The following is a 23296-nucleotide window of genomic DNA, read 5'->3' on the forward strand; positions in this document are numbered from 1 at the left end:
TCAGTTTCTTTACCAGCTACTCCTGCAGCTCCCATCATGGCACCTCTTGATTTTAATATTTAGGAAAATTACAGCAATACTCCATAACCGGCGGCCCTGCATCACAAATTCAGACACAAGGGCCAACTGTCCGTATAATTGTATTAGCTTAATACTTTATTGATTCTTTCAATTGCCCAATCAAGCTCTTCTTCAGAAATGACTAAAGGAGGGGCAAAACGAATAACCGTGTCATGCGTTTCTTTGCAAAGCAATCCTTGTTCTTTAAGCTCTTCACAATATTTGCGAGCTGGCTCATTCAGCTCAACACCGATAAATAAGCCGCGGCCGCGCACTTCTTTAATAACCGGATTATTAATTTCTTTTAATTTGCTCATGAAATAGTCGCCCAGTTTAAGGGAACGGTCTGCCAGCTTTTCTTCAACCAATACGTTCATGGAAGCAACAGATACGGCACAAGCCATTGGGTTTCCTCCAAATGTTGAACCATGTGATCCAGGATTAAATACCCCAAGAACATCTTTATTCGCAACTACGCATGAAATCGGGAATACTCCTCCACCAAGCGCTTTCCCTAAAATGAACATGTCAGGATCTACATCTTCCCATTCGCATGCAAACATTTTTCCGGAACGCGCAAGGCCAGCCTGAATTTCATCTGCAATGAATAATACATTGTTTTCCTTACAAGTTTCATATGCTTTTTTCAGGAAGCCTTCCGGAGGAATCACAATTCCAGCTTCACCTTGGATTGGCTCAATTAAGAAAGCCGCCGTATTCTCAGTGATTGCTTCTTTAAGAGCGTCAAGATCTCCGTAAGGAATCAGCTTAATGCCTGGAAGCATAGGTCCGAAGCCCCGCTTATATTCTTCTTCAGAAGAAAGCGAAACCGCTGTCATTGTACGGCCATGGAAGTTACCTATACAAGCAATGATCTCTGCCTGGTTATCTGCCACGCCTTTTACATCATAAGCCCAGCGGCGTGCAGCTTTGATTGCCGTTTCAACCGCTTCCGCACCAGTGTTCATCGGAAGGGCCATTTCTTTATTTGTCAGTTCACAGATCATTTCATACCAAGGCCCCAGCTGATCGTTATGGAAAGCACGGGAAGTTAGCGTTACGCGGTCAGCCTGATCCTTCAGCGCCTGGATGATTTTTGGATGCCGGTGCCCCTGGTTTACTGCTGAATAAGCACTTAGCATATCCATGTATTTATTGCCTTCAGGATCTTCCACCCAGACACCTTCCGCTTTCGAAATAACGATTGGAAGCGGGTGATAGTTGTTTGCACCGTATTTTTCAGTTTGTTCGATTAGTGAATGTGATTTTGTCGCTTCAGTCAATTAAAATTCCTCCTATTTCAGAATAGTCCTTTATATTGTAACGTTAAGCTATTCTTCTTTAAACTATTTAGGGTTTTAGCATGCACAGGATATGAAAAATCCTGTGCATGCTTTACAAGTCTTAGTACATTTCAGAAGTAGTCTTCGCCTGCATGTGCAGAAGAATGTAGTCAGGGCCGCCCGCCTTGGAGTCAGTTCCTGACATGTTGAATCCGCCGAATGGCTGGTATCCAACAATCGCGCCTGTACAGCCGCGGTTGAAGTATAAGTTTCCAACATGGAAGTCTTCGCGCGCTTTTTGGATGTGCTCACGGTTCTGTGTGATCACAGCACCTGTTAAGCCGTACTCGGTGTTGTTGGCGATTTCAAGCGCATGATCGAAATCTTTTGCCTTTGTGAAGCCAACGACAGGTCCAAAGATCTCTTCCTGCATTAAGCGTGCATCCGGGGCAAGGTCTGCGAATACTGTCGGCTTGATGAAGAAGCCTTTCGAGCTGTCTCCTTCTCCGCCAGTCATCAGCTTGCCTTCTTCTTTGCCGATTTCGATGTAGCTCATGATCTTGTCAAATGCGCCCTGGTCAATCACTGGACCCATGTAATTGCTCTGGTCTTCAGGATTGCCCTGCGTTAATTCGTTAGTCAGTTCCACCACACGGTTAAGAACCTGATCGTATACATCTTCTACTACAACCGCACGTGAACATGCAGAGCACTTCTGGCCGGAGAATCCGAAAGCAGAGGCAACGATTGAAGTAGCTGCCAATTCAAGGTCTGCTTCTTTGTCCACAACGATTGTGTCCTTACCGCCCATTTCAGCGATAACACGCTTTAGCCAGATTTGGCCTTCGTTTAGCTTGGAAGCACGTTCGTTGATGCGAAGACCAACGTCGCGTGAACCCGTGAAGGAGATGAAGCGAGTGTCTTTATGGTCAACCAAATAGTCGCCCACTTCTGCACCGCTGCCCGGTACAAAGTTCAGCACGCCCTTCGGAAGGCCTGCCTCTTCCATCACTTCAACAAATTTCGCAGCCACAACCGGTGTTGTAGAAGCTGGTTTTAATAGGACTGTATTTCCTGCCACGATCGCGGCAACAGTAGTGCCGGCCATGATTGCAAGCGGGAAGTTCCAAGGAGAGATGATGATCCCCACTCCCAATGGAATGTAGTCATAACGGTTATATTCGTTCGGACGGCTGTTGACTGGAACACCGTCTTTGATTTTTAAGATTTGGCGTGCATAGTACTCAAGGAAGTCAATGGCTTCCGCAGTATCAGCATCTGCCTCGTTCCAAGGCTTCCCTGCTTCCTTTGTTAAAAGGGCAGAAAACTCATGCTTGCGGCGGCGGATAATCGCAGCAGCTTTGAATAAAACATCTGCGCGTGTTTCCGGCTTCACTTTTCTCCATGTTTTGAATGCTTCAACAGCAGCCTGCATTGCTTTTTCCGCAAGCTCGCGGTTTGCCTTTGAAACACGGCCAACTACTTCTTCTTTATTAGAAGGATTGATGGATACGATTTTTTCATCAGTAGAGATTCTTTCTCCGCCTATTAATAAGTCATAGTCCTGTCCTAAATAGCTTTCGACTGTTTTTAATCCCAGTAAGTATGCTTCACGGTTTTCTTCTGTTTTAAAATTTGTGAAAGGTTCATGTTTGTAAGGCTGTACCATGATGCCATCCCCCTTTAATAAATTCGTTTTTTATCCACCATTTTATTATGCAAGAACTGTGCCAAATATAAAAAGCTGATAAATGAGTATTTTCATAAACTGAAAGCAAAATATTTTTGCCCTTTTTAAATCACTAATAGTTATTGGTGCAAATTTTCATTGCATATATTCGAATTAGTATATACTATTGAATAAACTGCCGAGTGAAGGAGATCACAATGAATCACAGGGAATTTGAACAGCTCCAATTGAAAAGCAAGTTATTTCAACGGATATTAGATGAAATTGATGTTGGTGTCCATGTAGTGAATGAGGAAGGAAGAACAACATTCTACAATAAAAAAATGGCCCAAATAGAGGGTATGGATTATGAAGATGTACTGGATAAAAATCTGCTGGATGTATTTTCTTTCAATCAGGACGAAGACAGCACCTTGCTTCAGGCGCTCAAAAATGGCAGCAAAATTAAAAATGCCAAACAAACCTATTTTAACAATAAGGGGCAGGAAATCACCACGATCAATAATACTTTCCCAATTATGGAAGATGGTGAACAGATTGGCGCTATGGAAATCGCACGTGATGTGACCAAGCTTGAAAAGCTGATCAGAGAAAATATGAATAAACGCGGAGACACCCGCTATACTTTCGATAGTATTATTGGCAGCAGCGACGAGATCCAAGAAGTGATTGAAGCGAGCAAAAGAGCAACCCGGACAAGTTCTTCTGTCCTGATTATCGGGGAGACCGGCACAGGGAAAGAGCTCTTTGCCCAAAGCATCCATAATGGCAGCAGCCGCTCTTCAAAACCATTTATCTCCCAAAATTGCGCTGCTCTTCCGGACAGTCTGATAGAGGGGCTTTTATTTGGTACAAAGAAAGGGGCATTTACAGGCTCCATTGAAAGGCCAGGATTGTTTGAACAGGCAAATGGCGGGACTTTGCTGCTGGATGAAATCAATTCACTTAATCCATCCCTGCAGGCAAAGCTTTTGAGAGTTTTGCAGGAAAAAACGGTCAGAAGGGTCGGTGATACGAAAGACCGGACAGTAGATGTAAGAATTATAGCAACCATTAACGAAGACCCGATTGATGCTATCTCAGAAGACCGTATGAGAAAAGATTTATATTACAGGCTAAGTGTTGTTTCCCTCTTTGTTCCGCCTCTGCGCGAGAGAAGAAAGGATATCAGGGATCTTGCACAATTTTTCATAGAAAAATACAATCAGCTCTTTGGGATGAATGTAGCGGAAATCGATGAAGAAGTAATGAGCAAATTCGAGCAATACGATTGGCCGGGCAATGTACGGGAACTGGAGCATATTATCGAAGGGGCCATGAATCTGATTGACCAGGAAGAAGCGATCAGCTATGTGCATTTGCCTCTTCACTTCCGGAATAAGCCTCAATTCAAGGAGGAGCCGAACGAAACCGGTCATTTGGAGGATTTGCTTATACAGAAAAACAAGCCTATTAAACCACTTGAACAATATATACAGGAAGCTGAGACCTACTATCTAAAGAAGGTCCTTAAACACCATGGCAATAATATAACCCAATCCGCAAAATCTCTTGGCATGAGCCGGCAAAACCTGCAATACCGGCTAAGAAAATACGGAGTAAGGAAAGAAACAGCTGATTGAAGCCGCTTGAGGTTAGAAGAATAATTTGTTCGCAGATATAATGAATTTTACGCGATAAAACTTGATTATCGTGATTATATTCTTTGGCGGATAAAAGATATTTTCCGCTGGTGTATCCTAATTTCCGCGTAACAAAAACGAAAAGCTCCCCTTGGGGAGCTTCAGACTGTCGACAAACTCGATGAAAATCGTGCTTGTCTGCAGTCTTTTTTATTTTAAAATAGAAGTAATACAATGCTTGAGGTGATTTAAATGCTTTCAAAACATAATCCAATTCAACGGGATCAAATTGAAATGGTTGCTTTAGACGAACTTGTACCGGCGGACCATTTGGTCCGCAAAATTGAAGCGGCGATTAATTTCTCATTCATCTATGACTTGGTAAAAGATAAGTATTCAGAAAAAGGCCGCCCAAGTATTGACCCTGTAATATTAATTAAACTCACATTTATTCAATATACCTTCGGTATTCGCTCCATGCGTCAAACAATTGAAGAATTGAAAACGAATATGGCTTATCGATGGTTTTTAGGATATGGCTTTCACGATAAAGTTCCTCACTTCTCAACTTTCGGTAAGAATTATGAGCGCCGATTTAAAGACACCGATCTCTTTGAACAAATATTTTACCGAATCTTAAAAACCGCAGCTGAAAAGAATTTAATTAGTGCTGAACACGTTTTTGTAGATTCTACTCATGTAAAAGCGAGTGCAAATAAACGCAAATTTGAAAAGAAAGTTGTTCGAAAAGAAACCCGTGCTTATCAAGAACGCCTTCAAGAGGAGATTAACCAAGACCGCGAGGATCATGGAAAAAAGCCGTTTCCACCAGATAAGTTTGATAAAGAAGAATACAAAGAAATCAAGGAAAGTACAACAGATCCAGAGAGTGGCTACTATGTAAAAGATGAGCGTACAAAACAGTTCGCTTATTCTTTCCATGCGGCCGCAGACCGCAACGGCTTCGTGTTAGGCGCAATTGTAACCCCTGGTAACACGCATGATAGTCATATTTTAGAGCCATTGGTAGAACAAGTTATTGAGAAAGTTAGTAAACCAAAAGCTGTTGCGGCAGACGCAGCCTATAAAACACCTGCTATCACGAGCTACTTATTGAAAAACGACATCACACCTGCTTTACCTTACACACGACCTCGCACAAAAGAGGGTTTCTTCAGAAAACATGAGTATGTTTATGATGAGCATTTTGACTGTTACATTTGCCCAACTGGTGAGATATTAAAATATACTACAACTACAAAGGAAGGGTATCGTCAATATAAATCAGATCCTCGAATTTGTGCTGGATGCCCTTTCTTGTCTCAATGCACACAGAGTCAAGCACATCAAAAACTGATTCAACGTCATGTGTGGGAGGAACATGTGGAAGAAGCAGATCATCTTCGCCACCATCAAGACGTCAAACCGATCTATGAAAAACGCAAAGAAACAATTGAACGAGTATTCGCAGATGCAAAAGAAAAGCATGGCATGCGTTGGACAACCCTCAGGGGACTTAAAAAAATGTCGATGCAGGCGATGCTTACTTTCGCTGCCATGAATTTGAAGAAAATGGCCACCTGGACTTGGCAAGGTCCAGAAATGGCCTAAATGATAACCTCGGAGAGGTCTGCAATTCTCTGTAATTACTTGAAGTCCTACAAAAAATGAAAAAAAGAGTTCGGAATGAGACTTTTCCGAACTCTTTTTGTCTACAAACTGAAGCTCCCCTTGGGGAGCTTATTTGTATAGAATATCGTCCCTAAGAGCTGCAACGCGAGTCAAAGCTTCATCGATATCCCTCTCATTCACCCCAAAATGGGCAAGCGCACCATGCAGATGCCTGGCAATCGCGTTAAAGTGTTCGGGCTGCAGGTTCATACCCTCATGCGCTTTTGCCATGGAATTGCCTGAATATTGATTAGGGCCGCCTAATGCATAGCTTATGAACTTGGATTGATGACGTTTTTGCTTAATCATATCCGTATGCTCAAAAAACTGATTGACGGTCGGATCCTTTAATACCAGTTCCTCGTAAAAATAATCAACTACCTTTTCAATGGCTTCTCCGCCGCCTGCTTTTTCATAAAGTGTCTGTTCTGCCATAACTATCTCTCCTTTTAACAAAATGTATTCTTTGACTAACTCAAAGTCCCTATTCATAAATCACGACAGGAATTGCTCCCGTTTACTTTACCCTATCATCGCTTTTTCAAAAAACAAAAGACTCCGAATGATCGGAGCCCTATGATGCTATTTGATCTTTTTCTTCCATTTCTTTTCGTTCCTGATCACTCATGAAAGTTATTTTGTAGCCAAGCATGGCAAAGATAATAGCCAGGATCGGCACAGTGAAATTTAAAATCGCGTAAGGTGCATATTCAAAGGGATGAACAGCCAATGTTGACATGATAAACACTGCACAAGTATTCCATGGAACAAAAACAGAAGTGACCGTACCCCCATCTTCAAGTGCCCGTGAAAGATTTTTGGATTGCAGATTTTTATCCTTAAATGCCTGTGTGTACATTCTTCCCGGCAGCAGAATGGAAATATACTGCTCTGCAGCCGCCACATTTGTAAAGAACGCAGATAGTACGGTAGTTGCTACTAAACTTCTTGCTGAACGGGCCAATTTCAGTATCTGTTCAACTATGGCTTTTAACATGCCGGTCTGCTCCATAACTCCCCCGAAAGCCATCGCCACAATCGTTAGGGACACGGTGTACATCATATCGTCAATGCCGCCTCTATTGAAAAGCTCGTCCACCATTGTGTTGCCTGATTCAATCGAAAATCCGCCCTGAAGAGTATTGACCGCATCCCCCACAGCACCGCCCTGGACTAAAATATGGCAAAGCCAGCCAAGGAAAACCCCCACCGCAAGCGAAGGCAGTGCAGGCACCTTTTTTGCCACTAACCCTATAACAATTACAGGTACCAGTAAAAGCCAAGGAGAGATGACAAAGTTCTCTGATAAAACATTCATGACACCAGTTATTTTATCATTATTCAAATCATCCCCGCCAAATTGCCTTCCCAAAAACCAATAAGCAATAATGGCAATGGCCAGCGCCGGAAGGGTTGTGTAAAACATATGCTTTATATGCGCAAAAAGATCCGTGCCTGTGATTCCCGCAGCCAAATTAGTCGTGTCGGACAGCGGTGACATTTTATCTCCGAAATAGGCGCCTGAGATGATAGCTCCCGCCACCATTGGAGCCGGGATGCCCATACTGATTCCAATGCCCATACCGGCGACGCCAATTGTTCCCATTGTAGACCATGAGCTTCCGATTGCCAGAGTGACAATGGCACAGATAATACAAATTGAGACTAAAAACATGGATGGGGTCATCAGTTTTAATCCATAAAAGACCATGGTCGCTACAATTCCCCCGCCAATCCAGGAGCCAATTGTCAAACCGACCATTATAATAATCAGAATAGCCGGGAGCGCTAACTTAATGCCTTTATAGAAGCCTTCCTCAATATCGTTCCACTTATAGCCAAAACGCCAGGCGATGAAAGCGGATACAATTGTTCCGGTAATTAAAGGCACATGAGGGCTTCCCTCAAACTTAACAATTGTAATAATCATGGCAGCAATCATCACCAGCAGCGGCAGCACTGAAAACCAGAAGGGAATTTTCTTTCCTGTTTCTTGCATGTATGTTCCTCCTTTTAAAGTTGCAGTTGGTTTAACTATTGCAAGATTAATGCCAAGATATTAAATTCCAACATTTTTCAGACTATTTATCTTAAAAAATATAAATTTCATCTTTTTTATGTATCTAAGCATGCAAAAGAATTTGTCGAGCGCTCGCTCATTTTGCACGAGAAAGCAAATATTTTTTGCATCCCAATGAAAATAAAAAACCGGGCAGGAAACCCGGTTTATCCATTTTATTACTTCTTAATAAGATCTTCGCGCTGGGACTGGTCAATCCACTCTTGAAGCTTATCCTTAAGTGTGTTGAATCCCTGTGCAGATTCGTCTTCCATTTTGATTGGAGCTGCCTGGCGCTTGCGAGGCTTTCTAGCTTTCGCTTCTGCTTGGGGAGCTTCTTCTGTTGCACGGATTGATAAACCAATTTTACCTGCTTCTTCGTCAACAGACAGCACTTTCACCTTTACTTCATCGCCCACTTTAAGATGCTCATTGATATCTTTAACGAAACCATGAGTCACTTCGGAAATGTGCACTAACCCCTGTGTATTCTCATCTAATGCCACGAACGCACCATATGGCTGAATACCTGTTACCTTTCCTGTAATAACACTACCTACTTCGATTTTCTCAGACATGAAAACACTCCTATTTAAATTCAAATTTTATCTCTTTATACGCAATAAGAAATTATATCATAACTTCTTAAAAATATCAAAAATGATTTTGATGACACTCACTTACATTTTATCCCATAAACAATTCTGACAGCCATTCATTATAATAAAACAATCCGCAAACAATATGTAGACATCTTTTTGGTTTGTTAACGAAATGTTCATGAAGTAAAGAAAGGATCTCACGTTTCTCATGATAAAATATAGATAGAAGAAATTGACAGTGGGAGTGATGGGTATGTCAAAAATCGGCCATAACATTAAAGCCTGCCGAGAACGCGCAAATATAACCCAGCAGCAGCTTGCTTTGAAAGTGAGAGTTGGAACGGGGACGATTGCAAAATATGAAAATGGAGACCAGATTCCTGATACCCAGACTGTTTTAAAAATCTCAACCGCCCTCGATATTCCAGCTTCTGAGCTGCTTGAACAGGAACTTCAGAAGGGCCAGTCAGGAATCGATTATGAAATTGAACAGCTTGTGCGTGAAATTGGCACCAAAAAAGCTAAGCTCATCTTGCGCAAAGCAAAGGAATTCAGCGAGGAAGATTTCCTCCGTGTCATGCAAATGCTATTTGAGATCAAATATGATCAAAAAGTTTTATAAAAGAGAGTATATAAAAAGAGAATACTGGTTAGCCTTGTAGTGTAAGGCTTTCTAGTATTCCCCCCTTTTTGAAGTTGACAATCTGTTGCGGATTGTCCTTTTTTTATGCCTTTTGGTTTCGCTTTAAGAAATGGCCAATTCTCTTAATTGCTTCCTGCAGCAACTCCATGGAAGTGGCATAAGAGCAGCGCACATGGCCTTCCCCGCTTTCGCCAAAAATATTGCCTGGCACCACCGCTACCTTTTCCTCCAGCAGCAGCTTTTCTGCAAATTCTTCAGAAGAAAGTCCCGTACTTTCAATAGATGGGAAAGCATAAAAGGCTCCGCCCGGCACATGGCATGTTAATCCCAGTTCATTTAGGGATTGAACGAAATAATTCCGCCTGCGCTTATAGCTCTTTTTCATATCCTCAACATCTGATCTGCCTGTTTTCAAGGCTTCAAGAGCGGCAAACTGGGCCATCGTTGGCGCACACATCATCGCATACTGGTGAATTTTCAGCATCGCCTGGGATATCGCTTCAGGAGCGCAGACAAACCCCAATCTCCAGCCTGTCATGGCAAACCCCTTTGAAAATCCCGAGATCAGGATGGTTCTTTTTTTCATCCCGCTGATTGCGGCAAAACTTGTATACTCGCCATCATAAGCAAGCTCAGCATAAATCTCATCTGAAAGAACCAGCAAATCGTATTTTTCAGCTATTTGGGCGATGGCCTCCAGTTCACTCCCACTTAACATTGTTCCAGTCGGATTATTGGGTGAACAAAGTATAATGGCTTTAGTTCTGTCAGTTATTACTTTTTCCAGCTGCTCAGGCAGAATCTTAAACCCATTCTCTTTTAAAGTTTGAACCTGAACAGGCACACCGCCCGCAAGAGACACTAATGGCACATAGGATACAAAGCTTGGCTCGACTACAATTACTTCATCGCCCGGATCGAGGATGGCCCTAAGAGCTATATCAAGCGCCTGGCTCGCTCCCACTGTCACGATTATTTCACTCCGGGGAGAATAACATACTCCGAAGCTTTTCTGCATATATCCTGCAATTTCCTCCCGAAGCTCCATTAACCCGGCATTAGCCGTATAAGATGTATATCCCTGCTCAAGCGATAGGATGGCTGCCTCACGCACAGACCATGGTGTGATGAAATCAGGTTCCCCCACCCCAAGGGAGATGACTCCTTCCATTCCTGCAGCAAGGTCAAAAAAGCGGCGGATCCCGGAAGGCTTCAGCTCTTCCACCGTTTTTGATAAATAAGACTTAGTTCCATTCATTACGGTGACACCACAATTCGTTTGTCGTCTTCATTATGTTCAAAAATAGTGCCGTCATGCTTATATTTTTTTAGAATAAAATGTGTGGTTGTCGATAAGACAGAATCGAGAGTCGATAGCTTTTCTGATACAAATCGGGCGACCTCATTCATGGAACGGCCTTCGATGATGACAGAAAGATCATAGGCACCGGACATTAAATAGACAGACCTTACTTCTTTGAAACGGTAAATTCTTTGTGCAACTTCATCAAATCCCACCCCGCGCTTTGGAGCGACCTTCACATCAATCATTGCGGTAACCCCTTCATGACCGTCGACTTTTGACCAGTCAATAACGGAATTAAAACGCACAAGCACTTTCATTTCCTCGAGTTTATCTAAAATAGTTTCTGTTTCAGCCATACTTAATTCAGCCATTTTCGCAATGTCTTCCACAGGGATTCGCGCACTGTTGTTTTCTAAAATTTCTAAAACCTCTATTTGCTTTTCAGTTAATTTCACCTTTGTCGCTCCCATCCTTTAGTGATTTACTCTATAAAATAGTTACATTATAGCAAAAACTGCGGAAAATAAATGTGTCACTTTCATTATTTATTAATTTCTTTAAAATCATATGTGTCAAGATTAAGTTTAAGGGGAAAATAAAGTAAAACCGGGACTAGGAGGGGAAGGCCAATGGAACAAGCGACTTTTTCTGGAACAGAGCCTATTAATGGAACAGAGGTCTATTATGAATACTACAAACATGAGTCCTCCAGGGATACCCTGGTGCTGCTGCATGGTTTTCTGTCATCCACCTTTAGCTATCGCAGGCTGATTCCTCTGCTGCAAACGGAATTCAATGTGGTATCAATTGATTTGCCGCCCTTCGGCAAAAGCGGAAAATCCCAGCAGTTCGTCTACTCATACAAAAACTTGGCGGATACGGTTATCCGCTTATCAGGAAAGATGGGCTTTGAAAAAGTTACTTTAGTTGGCCATTCAATGGGGGGACAGATTGTTTTAAATGTTGCACACTCCAAGCCTGAACTCGTAGACCAGGCAGTATTGCTTTGCAGTTCCGGATATATGAAACGAATGAAGCCGCATATCATCTTTTCAAGTTACATACCTTTCTTTCATCTGTATGTTAAATTATATCTACAGCGCTCAGGGGTAAAGCAGAATTTAAAAAATGTTGTCTACGATCATTCCATGATTGATGATGAAATGCTTTACGGATATTTGTCGCCATTTTTAGAAGACGATATTTTCCGGGCTTTAACCAGGATGATTCGCGATAGGGAAGGCGATATGCCTGCCTCTGCATTGAAAAAAATAGAAACGCCTTGTCTATTAATTTGGGGAGAACATGACAGAGTCGTCCCGCTTCATATCGGCAAACGGCTGAATAAAGATTTAAAAAATTCCAAGCTGGTCGTATTAAAAGAAACCGGGCATCTTGTGCCGGAAGAACGGCCGGAAGATGTTCTTCAGCATATCAAGAGTTTTATGAATACCGTTCGGGTACAGGAAAGTGTATAGTATTGTGAATAAAAATGGCAGCCCCAAGGTCTGAGAGCTGCCGCTTTTTATTTTAAATAGCACAGGAGCCGTTATTCTTGATTTCCAGAAGACGCCCTGAGATTTCTTTGCATTTTTCCAAAGGGATGATTTCCTCAAACGAGAATTCATAAATGGATTGAATCTTCCTGGCCAATTTCATTAAATCTTTTAAGTCATGGACTGCCTGGACTGAATCCGCAATTTCAGTATCATAATTGCCCGGCCCCACTCCAAATGGATCCCACTGATCCAGGGTGTAGACAAGCAAGAGATTCGTTTGCTGAATTTCCATGTATATCACCTTTTTATTATTCGGCCGACCGAGCCGCAATATTTTAATTTTAAGCATCAATATCATATCATAGAGTCAAGGTACATAAAAGAATTCTTAAGGCGGTGACAGGATTGAATCGTTTTAATTTTCATCAAAAAATCAGCAGGGAAAATACAGCTTCTGTTAAGTGGGATTGGACCAAGGAGGTTTTTGGCAGATCTGATGTATTGCCCATGTGGGTAGCAGACATGGACTTTCAGCCTCCCGAAGAAGTAAAAGCAAGCCATTGAAGACAGAATTGCTCATGGGGTCTATGGATATACGTATGCACCTGATTCTACTGCAGAATCTATCGGACAGTGGCTGAACAAGCGGCATGGCTGGAAAATCGAAAATGAATGGATTCTATACAGCACGGGAGTGGTTCCCTCCATCGCAACTGCCATCCAGGCTTTTACTGAAAAAGAGGATAAAGTATTGCTGCAGTCTCCAGTATATACTCCATTCTTCGAGATGATTAAACAGAATGGGCGCACTGTCGTTAATTCTCAATTGAAACTCGAGAATGGCCGGTACGAAATTGATTTTGCCGATTTTGAAAACAAATTGAAAGAGGGCGTGAAACTATTCCTTCTCTGCAACCCGCACAATCCGGGCGGCCGAATGTGGACAGAAGAGGAACTGAGGAAAATAGGGGAGCTATGTGTTAAATATGATTGCCTTATTCTTTCTGACGAGATCCATTCTGATTTAATTTATAAAGGCCATAAGCATTATCTCCTTGCTTCACTGGATTCGCGATTTGCAGAACTCACGGTCACCTGCATAGCTCCCACAAAAACCTGGAACCTTGCAGGAATTCAAGCTTCAGCTGCCATTATAAGCAATGAGAAGCTGCGGAAGGCTTTTCAGGCAGAACAGCACAAGCAAGGATTCTTCACACTGTCCGCTTTCGGAATTATCGGCATGGAAGCAGCTTACCGCAATGGTGAAGAATGGCTTGATGGTTTGATGGATTATCTGGAAGAAAATAAAAGGACTGCTGCGGAATTTATTGCACAACACCTTCCGGGTATTCGCTTGATGGAGCCAGACGGCACATATCTTCTATGGCTTGATTGCCGCGGAATGGGATTAACTGATGCCGAACTGCGCCAAAACCTTTTGGAAAAAGGGAAGCTAGCCCTGGAACCAGGTCCGAAATACGGCCCGGGCGGCGAAGGATTTGTTCGAATGAATATTGCCTGCCCTCATGAAGTATTGGCGGAAGGGCTGGAGAGGCTGAAAAGAGCTTTTGGGTAATAGTGTTTGTGGAGGCACGGCTGAGGCCGTGCTTTTTTGTGTGCTGGGATATCCCGGTTGTCCATACTCTCTTGTTTCTCTTTTTTTCGTCCTTAATACTTCTGATTAATTACCATTTTCCTCTCTCCTCTCCTTTTTTCGGTGTTAATCTCTCTGATTAACTACCATTTTTCTTTGCACCCCTTATTTTCGGCGTTAATCCATCCGATTAACTACCGTTTTTCTTTGTACCTCTTATTTTCGGCGTTAATCCCTCTGATTAACTACCGTTTTTCTGTGGACCCCTTATTTTTGGCGTTAATCCCTCCGATTAACTACCATTTTTCTTTGCATCCCGTATTTTTGGCGTTAATCCCTCCGATTAACTACCATTTTTCTTTGCATCCCGTATTTTTGGCGTTAATCCATCCGATTAACTACCATTTTTCTCTCCCCTCCCCTATTTTCGGTGTTAATCCCTCTGATTAACTACCATTTTTCTTTTACACCCTTATTTTCGGCGTTAATCCCTCTGATTAACTACCATTTTTCTCTCCCCTCCCCTATTTTCGGCGTTAATCCTCCGATTAACTACCATTTTTCCCTCCCCTTCTTGTTTTCGGTGTTAACCCTTCCGATTAACTACCATTTTCCTCTTACCTCTCCTATTTTCGGTGTTAATCCATCTGACCTCCATTCACTTTTTCCTCCCTTTGGCATGCTTGGTAATAAGAAGCCTTCCCCCTCCCCTTTTTTTCATAATTTCTCACTAGTATCCTCTGCACCACTTTCCCGGAACCAATACCACCGCACCAATCTACTATTGTATTTGTAGTAATTTTCCTATCCGGAAACAAAACCGCAAATTCCTTTACACTTCTCAGTACTGCAGTATCCACCTTTTCTTTCGATCCACATTCCCCGCAGGTTAAGTAACCTTGAGTAAAGGGGGCTAAAAACGAAGTACACGAACTGCATATAATCCCTTTCCTCAAAAGGTCATAAGTGTATTCTGGAATCCGAACATAGGGATTCTCCTTCAAGCAGCGGGCATTTAACTGTTCAGCCAGCTTCAGGTTTCTCGATTTCGCCGCATTAGGAATAGTTTTTAATTTCTCCAGGAATCGATTAAGCTGCGAAGGAAATACTGCAGGAATATTGATAGGAGCTTGATAAAGCTGAAAGCCGGGATTAATGAATATCAGATGTGATTTGATGGGAAGATGGTAGCCGAATTCTTTAAGGAGGCCCCGTAAAAGGGTTTCGCTTCTTTGCAGCTGGAGGAGGGGATTTTTTATTTCTGTTTTGGATAGCAGGGAATACCATCTTTCATTTTCTATGTAATAGTCCCCTTCATAGTTTTTTACTTCAAAGATGAATATAGTGCCGCCGGCGATAAGGAGAGTATCGATTTGGAAATGGGTATTGCTGTTTTCCAGCAATAGATCATTTAGAATAATGCAAGAGTCTGGCAAGTCCTGAAGCTCCCTATCAAAATGCTGCTCGCCTGCATAGCCCTTCTCTAAATGCAGATACTGATTTTCATTTTTCAAAGGCAGTTCCAGGCGGCGGGACAGAAAGCGGAGCATTTCCAGCTCCTTTGGTTCGAAACGGAGTCTGTTTATCATCACTCACATCCTTTATCAAGATAATTTAATTTTATGAAAATTCCACCTGAACTACAAGCAAAATCCCCTTGGTTATACTAGCAAGGGGATTTATAGTACATATTCAGCAAGCACACTCTGCACTTCGTATATGTTCAAGTTTTTATTAAAATGCTTTTCAATTGGTTCGTCTGATCCTGAGATCCAAATTTTTAATTCGGCCTCCAGATCGAAGCTGCCTGCGGTTTCAATGCTAAAATGGGTGATGTTTTTGTAAGGGATGGAATGATACTCGATTTTTTTCCCTGTGATTCCTTGCTTATCCACCAGAATCAGACGCTTGTTTGTAAAAATGAATAAATCGCGGACGAGCCTATAGGCTTTTTCAACCTGTTCACTCGGGGCAAGGACTGCTGAAAATTCCTCCTGAACCTCATTAATGTCCGCTTCAGATGCATTGCCGATAAAACCATCGAAAATTCCCATTTAACCAACCTCCATTATAAGGTTTAACTCCATTATACGGATCGTTCGGAAAAATTCCCAGTGATAAAGTCTCCCCTGCCAGGAAAGCCTTCAATTATTTATTCTTCTGTTGATTGATCGTCCTGTGCTTTTTTCTGTCCTTCTTCTTCTTTATCTTTTGAAATACGGCCGCAGGCAATGCGTTCTCCTGAATCTCCTGCCGGCTGAGTCATGCCATCATCTGGTCCATCATGGATAACAATGGAAGTCCCTTCCTTTGTCAACAAAGAATTTTTGTCTTCTTTTAACGTGACTTGGGGCGCCATAAAGTCAATCTTAGCCTTGCCGTCATCCTCAACAATCAGGTTGGGAAGATCACCCGCATGTGATCCTTTGGGATGAAGCAGCCCATGTTCCTTATTGTCAGGATTGAAATGATTCCCTGCCGATTTAAAGTCAGGAGGCTCGCATTTTGCTTCTTCATGGATATGGATGGCAAGTTCCCCCGGAGGAAGTCCGCTCAGACCCCCGCTCAACTTTACTCCGCTCGCCTGTTCCTGCACCTTAATTGTCCCTAATGAATCACCTGCAGCGTTAAACATTTCAACTTCCGTATTCGTAATGTTCTCTTCCCCGCAACCGGACAGAAGAAGAACAAAACCAAGCATCAGCGCTTTTTTCATGATTGAATCCTCCATCAAGACATTTTGTCTTTAGTGTTGCCCAATCACTTTATCAATAAACAAGAAAAGCGCAAGCTCCTTGCTCACCTAAGGAACGCAGACTAAGATCGCCTCGTCCTGTGGCAACGTCTGCATGACCCGCATCCTCCCAAAAGCTGTCGCTTTCGGTCATGCGATGTTTATGCTGACGAAGCCTTACCTGTCCTGCGGGCCTCAGGCATAAGACGGTTCCTGTAAGAAGGCGTTCTTCCTTCTGAAAGGAAACGGCTTATGACCCCGAGTCCCTAGGAGCCGAAACTAGACAAGGTTGTGACCTCGAGGGGGTAGGCTGCTTGCGCTAGACAGTTATCAAAGTTATAATTTCTTAACAAAAAAAGAAGAACAGCTGCTCAGCTGTTCCCCCCTTGTCTATTTTGCCTATCGATGCGCTCTTCAAGCTCTTTCGCCTTGGCTGCTTCGCGCTTTGACACACGGATAATTAATCTCATTGTAAGAATGGCCGCAACTAAAAAGATGACAAACGTTACAGCTGCAGGGCCATATTCTGATTTATCTTCCGGAAAATATAGAAACAGCGACAGTACATACCATTGCAACATCCTAATCAATCCTTTCTGCTAAAAGCAGTGTCCACCCGAATTATTATATCAGCAATGATTACACAGTCCAATGTTTATACACTTATTTTAAAACCTCTATCTTTTCAATGACCACATCTTCCGCTGGCTTGTCCTGTTCGGCAGTTTCAACTGCAGCGATACTGTCGACTACATCCATTCCCTCAACAACCTGTCCAAAAACGGTGTGCTTATTGTCAAGCCAAGGTGTACCGCCTTTTTCATAAGCTTTGATAATTTTTTCCGGATAACCGGCCTTTTCCATTTGCTCTTTCAAACTTGGATCAGGCGTTGTGTTCTGAACAATAAAGAATTGGCTTCCGTTAGTATTGGGACCAGAATTGGCCATGGATAAAGCTCCGCGGATATTATAAAGCTCATTGGAGAATTCATCCTCAAATGCTTCACCGTAAATGCTTTCTCCGCCCATGCCGGTTCCCTCAGGATCACCGCCCTGAATCATAAAATCTTTAATAACACGGTGAAAAATCAAGCCATCGTAATAGCCATCTTCACTATGCTTAATGAAATTTTCAACCGCTTTGGGAGCCTGATCCGGGAAAAGTTTAATTTTAATATTCCCTTTTGACGTCTGCATTTTCACTAGTCTTTCATTTCCCTCAACTTCTTCTGTTAATTGCGGAAAGCTGTCCGGTGCTTCTTCACTTGCCTGGTTATCTGTTTGGCTTTCTTCAGCAGCAGAACCATTTGCCTTGTCCTCTTCTTTTTCAGTGCTTGTCCCGCATGCTGCCAGGATCAGCATCAGAAAAAGAATCGGTGTTAGAAAACGCCATTTCATTTTCTCATCCTCCTATGAAAAAACTAATCATTTTTTAGCTTACCTGATTTATTGAAAATTTGCACTTTGTTTTTTCAAGCTTCATAATAGGGCTAAAGAAAAATGAAAAGGAGAGGTTAGATTGGCAGAAGTAAAGATTGGCGATAGAGTAACAGCCATCTATAAAACAGGCAAGTATATCGGGGAAGTTACAGACATCCGGCCACAGCATTACCTGGTCAGAGTGCTTGCGATCTTAAAGCATCCAATGCAGGGCGACTTGCATAATCCTAAAGAGGCGGACGTGATGCTTTTCCATGAGCGCCGCGCGCTTGCATACAGAGAGCAGACCAATGTGCCTAAGCAGATGGTAAAGCCCTTTAGTGAAGAAATACCAGATTATAAGGATTCGCTGCAAATAGCTTTGGATAAAATGAGAACGGAGCTGGAAGGAGATTCTTCTCCCTGGGCAGAACAAAGCATAAGGAATCTTGACTCATTGGAAAAGGATTATTTTAAGTAAAATGAAAACAAGCCAAATCATTTTGATGGATTTGGCTTGTCAGGCAAATTTATTAAACAGTTTCGAGAAGTCCACCCGATCGCCAATTGTAGTAGGTTCCGGCTTCTGCAGATATTTCTTATCTTTTTCTACCAATCTGAAAATATTGTAAGTCGTTAAGGCATCATCCAAAGCCCGGTGATGTTTTCCTGTTCCTTCCTTGCCATATTCCTGAACGGCTTTCCATAATCCTGTCTGGTTTTGATCCCCGAAGAAACGCTTATATTCCATCGAAAGATCCACTTCCCTGCCTCTGAACGGAAAGTCAACTCCAGCGTGGGTACAATTATTTCTAAGCACCTTCATATCCATATTTCCCCACGTAACAATCGTGCATGGACGGTTTCTGTTCATATCTATCATTTTTTTCACGAGTTCAAGAAAATCGATGCCCTGGTCTACCTGTTCCTGTGTTATATGCAGAAAGGATTTGCAGCGCTCGGACAATTTCGGAAACCGGACGGGAGTTACATATGAAGAGAACTCTTCACAAACTTGATTGCCGATGACTGATACAATTCCCGCTTCGATAATTTCCGGAAAAAACCCTCTGAAAGCACTGCCTTTCTCAGGCATGGTAAACTCAAAATCAATAAATAGGTATTGGTGTTCCTCCCCCATGTTTTCACCTGCTTTCCATTAGAAATTCACGCACATAATTTCTTATATTATAGCATGAAATATTTCAATTTTCTGAGTAAATTGCATTTAAGCCGGAATTTTTCAGCAGCGTCTGCCTTCTTAAAAAAAGCTTAACTCCTCAGAAAAAAAGCCGAAAAATAGGATAGAAGTTTAAAATAACGGAGGCGGATTCCTTTGCGTTCCTGGTCTGGATTTATGATCATCATTCTCTTGCTTCCTATTTTTTCTTTACTGGTATTTGCTGTCTCTGCTGAATCGCAAAAGGTTCAGGGATTTCATGAGCTGCTGGATGAAAAGCTTGAAATAAAAGAAGTCAGCCTGCCCCAGACAAGTTATATTAAAGCAGGCAACGGCCAGGTAATCTCTGAAATGGATCATCCGGTAAACAGAATCAGCCTATCGTCAGGTGACATTTCCCCTTTTCTTAAGGATGTTTTTATCACAGCGGAGGACCAGCACTTTTATGACCATGCCGGATTCGATGTTGCTGCCATTGGACGTGCCCTGGCCATCAACATCCAATCGGATGATATTGAACAGGGGGCCAGCACCATTACCCAGCAGCTGGCTCGTAATATCTTTCTGAATCATGAACAATCCTATAACCGCAAGCTCAGTGAACTCCTATATGCATATGAACTGGAGAGGAAATTATCCAAAGAAAAAATTCTGGAATTGTATATTAACGCAATTTATTTCCATAATGGAGCTTACGGAATTGAGGCTGCTTCCCAGCTCTATTTTAAAAAAAGCGCCAAAGACCTGACCAAAGCTCAAGAAGCTTTTTTGGCTGCCATCCCAAACAACCCATCTTTATATGATCCTATGAAACACTTTAACCATACAAAAGAAAGGCAGGAGCGGCTGATTGATCAATTAAAGGAAGAACAGCTGATTTCGCCAAAGGAAGCAGAGAAGATGAAAAGTGAACGGATTCAGCTTCAGGTCAAACAAAGAATAGACTTATATCCGGATTATGTTTCATATGTAGAAGCGGAGCTGCGTGAATTAATTTCTGTTAAAGAAGGCTATCAGGATAAGCTCCTAAAAGCAGGAGAGCAGGAAAAAGCATCATTGAGCGCCAAGCTTGATAAGAGAATATCCCAAATAATGGAGCAAGGCATAATCATTGAAACTGCCCTGAACCCTGCCCTTCAGGAAAAGGCTGCAAATTCCCTAAATAAGCGCCTGTCCTACAAGGATGTGGAAGGTGCAGCAGCCGTGATAGATAATGGATCACATGAAATAACAGCGCTTGCAGGCGGAAAGAATTATAAGAAATACAACTTTAATCGAGCTTTCCAGGCATACAGACAGCCCGGTTCCGCTATTAAGCCGCTGCTTGTTTATGCACCATACTTTGAGCACACCAGCGCAGTCATTCATGATCAAGTGAATGCAGGACCTTTCTGCAAAAATGGATATTGCCCCCAGAATTATGGCGGTGCCCGCTATGGATCGACAACACTCGAAAAAGCCTTTATTTATTCGTATAATACACCTGCAGTAAGACTGCTGGACGACATTGGAATTGAAAATGGTTTTCGTGATTTAGATAAGTTTGGTTTTAAAAAGGTTACAGATAAGGATCATGCCCTTTCTGCAGCTATAGGAGGTTTTACATACGGAATGACACCGCTTGAACTCACATCAGCATATACTGTGTTTGCAAATGATGGTTATTACCAGCCGGCAAGAGCCATCCGTAAAATCACTGACCTGAAAGGAAAATTGCTTTATAGCTGGGATGATTCTAAAACGCAGGTTTGGAGCGAAAAAACGATAGAAAAAATGAGGAATTTAATGGCCAGGACCGTTCAATCCGGCACTGCACGGAAAGCACGTCTGCCATTTGGATATGCCGGCGGCAAAACAGGAACCACTAATGGCTATCATGATTTCTGGTTTGTGGGCTTGACTGGCCAGTATACAGCAGGTGTCTGGGTTGGAAAGGATCGGCCCGGAAATCTGGCTGCTATCGAATCGGCTTCTCCCCAGCTGCTGATTTGGAAGGATATAATGTCTGATTAAAATGATATGTTTACTTTAAAGGAGGCCCTTTACTGCGGCCTCCTTTTACTATATCGGCAGACTTGCCATGATGCTGTTGTGTATTTTCAAAGAAAGATAGAGTATCCCTGTTAAAAGAGAAGTCCAGACCATAACCTGAAAAAAAATCACACCAGCAATGCCGGATGCAGTCAATGAAGAACTGGCTTTATAAACAAAGTAACTGAAATAAATAAAGGTAGCGGCCGCAAAAAGGATGGCAATCCCGATATAACTGAACAAACTCAGAAGCGACAAAGCGCCTCCAATAAAATAGATGGCCGAACCTTGCCTCGACTTTGTCAGACTTTCCCCTTCCAGATCTTTAGAAAAGAACAGAAGTGACAGTCCATTGATCGTATCTGCCACCAATTTCAAGGCTGCAAACACCATAAAAAAAAGGACCAGGAGGAGGACCGTCAGTGACATCTTTACGCCGCCTTCTGAAAAGAACTCTAGCATCCCCTGGAAAATTCCTGTCTTTTTCAGAAAATAAACTAATTCCATCTGGGTTTTTAATGCCAGAGAAGTACTAAACAAAATAATCGCCAAAAGCGGAAAATAACTCGTCAGATATGTATTTTTCATTTTTCCCCATCCATATTTGTCTTTCTTTACTCTAGCTATCTATTATCAGTGATTTTCATAATTTTTACAACAGCTTATCCCTTCTGTATATTTTAGTGTTTCCTAGCATAGACATAAACCATATTCTAGCAAATCTTGCATTAAATAGAGAAAAAGGGGGAAGGAAATGAAAAAAGGAATATGCTGTTTTTTGTTTGCCGTATTGCTGTCAGTTCAGTACATTATGCCTGCAAAAGCTGCTGATGCTGAAAAAGAGTTCGAGGACATACTTGAAGAACAGCTTCGCAGCACTATCCATTATTACAGCGAAGACTCCTTTTCAGTCATTGATGCATACGGGATGCAGGGGCAAGTAACAAAGATTGTTACACCTGATGACCCGCAAACATCAGAAAATGAAGAGGAAACTGAAGAATATTCATCTCACATTGGCATTGTTTTTTTGGAATTAGAACAAAAAAGAGATGGCTTATTTATTTTTAAGAAAAAAGATTTCTTTTACTATGATTATGACAAAAATGAATTCCTGACAGCATCCAATGTGCTCGGCAATGAATCAATCAGGGATTTTTTTGAAATGTATGCGGACGATATTGAAAAAAATATTACGCCCTTCTCCAAATTTCTCTTCTTATTCTTTCTTTCCTTCATCATTACGGTCCCTCTATTCATCATGATTTTTCATAACCGCGGCCAAAGTAAACTTTAAAACAGCAGTAAGAGAGGATGAGCCATTTCTCATCCTCTTCTTGTTGTCTGGCTTCAAAAGGAACGCTTAGCCAGCTTTATCATCGCACTACTAAAAGCGGCAGCTTTTGGGAGGAGCGCCTGCCCCTCGAGGGGAGTCCGCTTTTCTTATGATGCTGTCTGTATCCTCACATATTCTCTCGGTTCAAACACCTTCAGCTTTTGCTTATTTTCAGCTTCCATTTCGTAATTTGCCGGTAATAATTCGACCACTTCTTCTTCGTCTGCCGGAATATAGAATTCCCTTTTGGTTTGGTGGTCCAATATCCAGGCGCCTGCAAACAGAAGGGCAAAGATTGTAATGGCTGCTGAAATTTTATGCTTAATCATACACAACACCACCTATGAGTAGTGTGCGTAAATTAATGTTTTTTTATACAAAAATGCTGTTTTGGGAGACATTTTTTCAAAAAAATTTTTCCTGATTAATTCGTGTTTCTACCTATTTAATAAGAATGGATAAATCCTTTACTGATAAGGGTTTGAAGAATGCACAGACTTTATTTTTAGGTTATAATTTGTTCTGAGGTGCATGAGCGGATAGTAATGATGATTATGGCACGCCTGT

Annotated in this window: 23 protein-coding genes and 1 pseudogene; 8 read left to right on the forward strand and 16 right to left on the reverse strand. The window is 42.1% G+C overall.

All coding sequences use genetic code 11. The features are described 5' to 3' along the window. Nucleotides 1–143: 143 nt before the first annotated feature. Nucleotides 144–1343 carry an ornithine--oxo-acid transaminase gene (locus tag AC0VZ9_RS23260; protein WP_009331629.1) on the reverse strand — a complete coding sequence of 400 codons (1200 nt, stop codon included), beginning with the start codon at nucleotides 1341–1343 and terminating at the stop codon, nucleotides 144–146. A 121-nt stretch (nucleotides 1344–1464) separates the two neighbouring features. Then, nucleotides 1465–3012: an L-glutamate gamma-semialdehyde dehydrogenase gene (gene pruA / locus AC0VZ9_RS23265; RefSeq protein WP_064328225.1), complete on the reverse strand. Its 1548-nt coding sequence runs from the start codon at nucleotides 3010–3012 to the stop codon at nucleotides 1465–1467. 218 nt (nucleotides 3013–3230) lie between these two features. Here pruA and AC0VZ9_RS23270 point away from each other — a divergent pair, with 218 nt between their 5' ends. Next, entirely contained in the window at nucleotides 3231–4655 is a 1425-nt protein-coding gene (locus tag AC0VZ9_RS23270) for a sigma-54 interaction domain-containing protein (protein WP_009331632.1), read from the forward strand. A 252-nt stretch (nucleotides 4656–4907) separates the two neighbouring features. Continuing rightward, nucleotides 4908–6266 carry an IS1182 family transposase gene (locus tag AC0VZ9_RS23275; RefSeq protein ID WP_284521487.1) on the forward strand — a complete coding sequence of 453 codons (1359 nt, stop codon included), beginning with the start codon at nucleotides 4908–4910 and terminating at the stop codon, nucleotides 6264–6266. 129 nt (nucleotides 6267–6395) lie between these two features. Here the strand turns inward: AC0VZ9_RS23275 and AC0VZ9_RS23280 are convergent, their stop codons facing one another. The 3 genes from AC0VZ9_RS23280 to yugI form a co-directional block, all read right to left on the reverse strand. Next, nucleotides 6396–6761 (reverse strand): group I truncated hemoglobin, encoded by a 366-nt coding sequence (locus AC0VZ9_RS23280; protein WP_251175032.1) that lies wholly within the window; start codon nucleotides 6759–6761, stop codon nucleotides 6396–6398. 139 nt (nucleotides 6762–6900) lie between these two features. After that, on the reverse strand, nucleotides 6901–8325 hold the full coding sequence (nhaC, locus tag AC0VZ9_RS23285) for a Na+/H+ antiporter NhaC (RefSeq protein WP_009331634.1): 1425 nt from the start codon (nucleotides 8323–8325) through the stop codon (nucleotides 6901–6903). A 239-nt stretch (nucleotides 8326–8564) separates the two neighbouring features. Further along, nucleotides 8565–8963 (reverse strand): S1 domain-containing post-transcriptional regulator GSP13, encoded by a 399-nt coding sequence (yugI, locus tag AC0VZ9_RS23290; protein ID WP_009331635.1) that lies wholly within the window; start codon nucleotides 8961–8963, stop codon nucleotides 8565–8567. Between the two features lie 277 nt (nucleotides 8964–9240). Here yugI and AC0VZ9_RS23295 point away from each other — a divergent pair, with 277 nt between their 5' ends. Beyond that, nucleotides 9241–9609, forward strand: coding sequence for a helix-turn-helix domain-containing protein (locus AC0VZ9_RS23295; protein ID WP_009331636.1), 369 nt, complete (start codon nucleotides 9241–9243; stop codon nucleotides 9607–9609). Nucleotides 9610–9712: 103 nt separating this feature from the next. Here AC0VZ9_RS23295 and AC0VZ9_RS23300 read toward each other — a convergent pair whose 3' ends face one another. Next, nucleotides 9713–10888: an aminotransferase gene (locus AC0VZ9_RS23300; RefSeq protein ID WP_009331637.1), complete on the reverse strand. Its 1176-nt coding sequence runs from the start codon at nucleotides 10886–10888 to the stop codon at nucleotides 9713–9715. Next, the gene (locus AC0VZ9_RS23305; protein WP_071156710.1) at nucleotides 10888–11391 is read right to left on the reverse strand and encodes an Lrp/AsnC family transcriptional regulator; all 504 of its coding nucleotides are present in this window, start codon (nucleotides 11389–11391) and stop codon (nucleotides 10888–10890) included. The genes AC0VZ9_RS23300 and AC0VZ9_RS23305 overlap by 1 nt, the downstream gene beginning before the upstream one ends. 174 nt (nucleotides 11392–11565) lie before the next feature. Here AC0VZ9_RS23305 and AC0VZ9_RS23310 point away from each other — a divergent pair, with 174 nt between their 5' ends. Continuing rightward, nucleotides 11566–12414, forward strand: coding sequence for an alpha/beta fold hydrolase (locus AC0VZ9_RS23310; protein WP_475396758.1), 849 nt, complete (start codon nucleotides 11566–11568; stop codon nucleotides 12412–12414). A 52-nt stretch (nucleotides 12415–12466) separates the two neighbouring features. Here the strand turns inward: AC0VZ9_RS23310 and AC0VZ9_RS23315 are convergent, their stop codons facing one another. After that, nucleotides 12467–12727: a DUF1871 family protein gene (locus AC0VZ9_RS23315; protein WP_475396759.1), complete on the reverse strand. Its 261-nt coding sequence runs from the start codon at nucleotides 12725–12727 to the stop codon at nucleotides 12467–12469. 113 nt (nucleotides 12728–12840) lie between these two features. On the opposite strand from AC0VZ9_RS23315, the pseudogene AC0VZ9_RS23320 reads away from it, so the two are divergent. Further along, nucleotides 12841–14011: pseudogene (locus AC0VZ9_RS23320) on the forward strand (MalY/PatB family protein). A gap of 656 nt (nucleotides 14012–14667) precedes the next feature. Here AC0VZ9_RS23320 and AC0VZ9_RS23325 read toward each other — a convergent pair. The 5 genes from AC0VZ9_RS23325 to AC0VZ9_RS23345 form a co-directional block, all read right to left on the reverse strand. Next, complete coding sequence (locus tag AC0VZ9_RS23325; protein WP_475396760.1) at nucleotides 14668–15618, reverse strand: nuclease-related domain-containing protein; 951 nt, start codon at nucleotides 15616–15618, stop codon at nucleotides 14668–14670. Nucleotides 15619–15708: 90 nt separating this feature from the next. Continuing rightward, on the reverse strand, nucleotides 15709–16083 hold the full coding sequence (locus tag AC0VZ9_RS23330; protein ID WP_009331643.1) for a PH domain-containing protein: 375 nt from the start codon (nucleotides 16081–16083) through the stop codon (nucleotides 15709–15711). Nucleotides 16084–16181: 98 nt separating this feature from the next. After that, entirely contained in the window at nucleotides 16182–16745 is a 564-nt protein-coding gene (locus AC0VZ9_RS23335; protein ID WP_009331644.1) for a superoxide dismutase family protein, read from the reverse strand. Nucleotides 16746–17134: 389 nt separating this feature from the next. Continuing rightward, nucleotides 17135–17344 carry a hypothetical protein gene (locus AC0VZ9_RS23340; protein ID WP_475396761.1) on the reverse strand — a complete coding sequence of 70 codons (210 nt, stop codon included), beginning with the start codon at nucleotides 17342–17344 and terminating at the stop codon, nucleotides 17135–17137. 82 nt (nucleotides 17345–17426) lie between these two features. Further along, nucleotides 17427–18161 carry a peptidylprolyl isomerase gene (locus tag AC0VZ9_RS23345; protein ID WP_475396762.1) on the reverse strand — a complete coding sequence of 245 codons (735 nt, stop codon included), beginning with the start codon at nucleotides 18159–18161 and terminating at the stop codon, nucleotides 17427–17429. 121 nt (nucleotides 18162–18282) lie between these two features. On the opposite strand from AC0VZ9_RS23345, the gene kapB reads away from it, so the two are divergent. Further along, nucleotides 18283–18663, forward strand: coding sequence for a kinase-associated lipoprotein KapB (kapB, locus tag AC0VZ9_RS23350; RefSeq protein WP_448896790.1), 381 nt, complete (start codon nucleotides 18283–18285; stop codon nucleotides 18661–18663). A gap of 39 nt (nucleotides 18664–18702) precedes the next feature. Here kapB and kapD read toward each other — a convergent pair whose 3' ends face one another. Beyond that, nucleotides 18703–19323 carry a 3'-5' exonuclease KapD gene (gene kapD, locus AC0VZ9_RS23355; RefSeq protein ID WP_009331648.1) on the reverse strand — a complete coding sequence of 207 codons (621 nt, stop codon included), beginning with the start codon at nucleotides 19321–19323 and terminating at the stop codon, nucleotides 18703–18705. A gap of 195 nt (nucleotides 19324–19518) precedes the next feature. Here kapD and AC0VZ9_RS23360 point away from each other — a divergent pair, with 195 nt between their 5' ends. Further along, nucleotides 19519–21375 carry a transglycosylase domain-containing protein gene (locus AC0VZ9_RS23360; RefSeq protein WP_448896789.1) on the forward strand — a complete coding sequence of 619 codons (1857 nt, stop codon included), beginning with the start codon at nucleotides 19519–19521 and terminating at the stop codon, nucleotides 21373–21375. Between the two features lie 48 nt (nucleotides 21376–21423). On the opposite strand, the gene AC0VZ9_RS23365 is transcribed toward AC0VZ9_RS23360, so the two are convergent. Next, entirely contained in the window at nucleotides 21424–21981 is a 558-nt protein-coding gene (locus AC0VZ9_RS23365) for a DUF5366 family protein (protein ID WP_256814963.1), read from the reverse strand. 166 nt (nucleotides 21982–22147) lie between these two features. On the opposite strand from AC0VZ9_RS23365, the gene AC0VZ9_RS23370 reads away from it, so the two are divergent. Further along, nucleotides 22148–22690, forward strand: a complete 543-nt coding sequence (locus AC0VZ9_RS23370; protein WP_009331651.1) for a hypothetical protein — start codon at nucleotides 22148–22150, stop codon at nucleotides 22688–22690. Between the two features lie 146 nt (nucleotides 22691–22836). Here the strand turns inward: AC0VZ9_RS23370 and AC0VZ9_RS23375 are convergent, their stop codons facing one another. Continuing rightward, a complete protein-coding gene (locus AC0VZ9_RS23375) occupies nucleotides 22837–23058 on the reverse strand; it encodes a hypothetical protein (RefSeq protein WP_019380053.1) in 222 nt (73 codons plus the stop codon). Between the last annotated feature and the right edge of the window lie 238 nt (nucleotides 23059–23296).

This window comes from Cytobacillus sp. QJM3NY_8 (assembly GCF_056173585.1).

Coding starts and splice junctions, on each gene's coding strand:
- pruA (WP_064328225.1), bottom strand. CDS start 3,012: ATGGTACAGCCTTACAAACATGAACCTTTCACAAATTTTAAAACAGAA.
- AC0VZ9_RS23270 (WP_009331632.1), top strand. CDS start 3,231: ATGAATCACAGGGAATTTGAACAGCTCCAATTGAAAAGCAAGTTATTT.
- AC0VZ9_RS23275 (WP_284521487.1), top strand. CDS start 4,908: ATGCTTTCAAAACATAATCCAATTCAACGGGATCAAATTGAAATGGTT.
- AC0VZ9_RS23280 (WP_251175032.1), bottom strand. CDS start 6,761: ATGGCAGAACAGACACTTTATGAAAAAGCAGGCGGCGGAGAAGCCATT.
- nhaC (WP_009331634.1), bottom strand. CDS start 8,325: ATGCAAGAAACAGGAAAGAAAATTCCCTTCTGGTTTTCAGTGCTGCCG.
- yugI (WP_009331635.1), bottom strand. CDS start 8,963: ATGTCTGAGAAAATCGAAGTAGGTAGTGTTATTACAGGAAAGGTAACA.
- AC0VZ9_RS23295 (WP_009331636.1), top strand. CDS start 9,241: ATGTCAAAAATCGGCCATAACATTAAAGCCTGCCGAGAACGCGCAAAT.
- AC0VZ9_RS23300 (WP_009331637.1), bottom strand. CDS start 10,888: ATGAATGGAACTAAGTCTTATTTATCAAAAACGGTGGAAGAGCTGAAG.
- AC0VZ9_RS23310 (WP_475396758.1), top strand. CDS start 11,566: ATGGAACAAGCGACTTTTTCTGGAACAGAGCCTATTAATGGAACAGAG.
- AC0VZ9_RS23315 (WP_475396759.1), bottom strand. CDS start 12,727: ATGGAAATTCAGCAAACGAATCTCTTGCTTGTCTACACCCTGGATCAG.
- AC0VZ9_RS23325 (WP_475396760.1), bottom strand. CDS start 15,618: ATGATAAACAGACTCCGTTTCGAACCAAAGGAGCTGGAAATGCTCCGC.
- AC0VZ9_RS23330 (WP_009331643.1), bottom strand. CDS start 16,083: ATGGGAATTTTCGATGGTTTTATCGGCAATGCATCTGAAGCGGACATT.
- AC0VZ9_RS23335 (WP_009331644.1), bottom strand. CDS start 16,745: ATGAAAAAAGCGCTGATGCTTGGTTTTGTTCTTCTTCTGTCCGGTTGC.
- AC0VZ9_RS23340 (WP_475396761.1), bottom strand. CDS start 17,344: ATGTTGCAATGGTATGTACTGTCGCTGTTTCTATATTTTCCGGAAGAT.
- AC0VZ9_RS23345 (WP_475396762.1), bottom strand. CDS start 18,161: ATGAAATGGCGTTTTCTAACACCGATTCTTTTTCTGATGCTGATCCTG.
- kapD (WP_009331648.1), bottom strand. CDS start 19,323: ATGGGGGAGGAACACCAATACCTATTTATTGATTTTGAGTTTACCATG.
- AC0VZ9_RS23365 (WP_256814963.1), bottom strand. CDS start 21,981: ATGAAAAATACATATCTGACGAGTTATTTTCCGCTTTTGGCGATTATT.
- AC0VZ9_RS23370 (WP_009331651.1), top strand. CDS start 22,148: ATGAAAAAAGGAATATGCTGTTTTTTGTTTGCCGTATTGCTGTCAGTT.
- AC0VZ9_RS23375 (WP_019380053.1), bottom strand. CDS start 23,058: ATGATTAAGCATAAAATTTCAGCAGCCATTACAATCTTTGCCCTTCTG.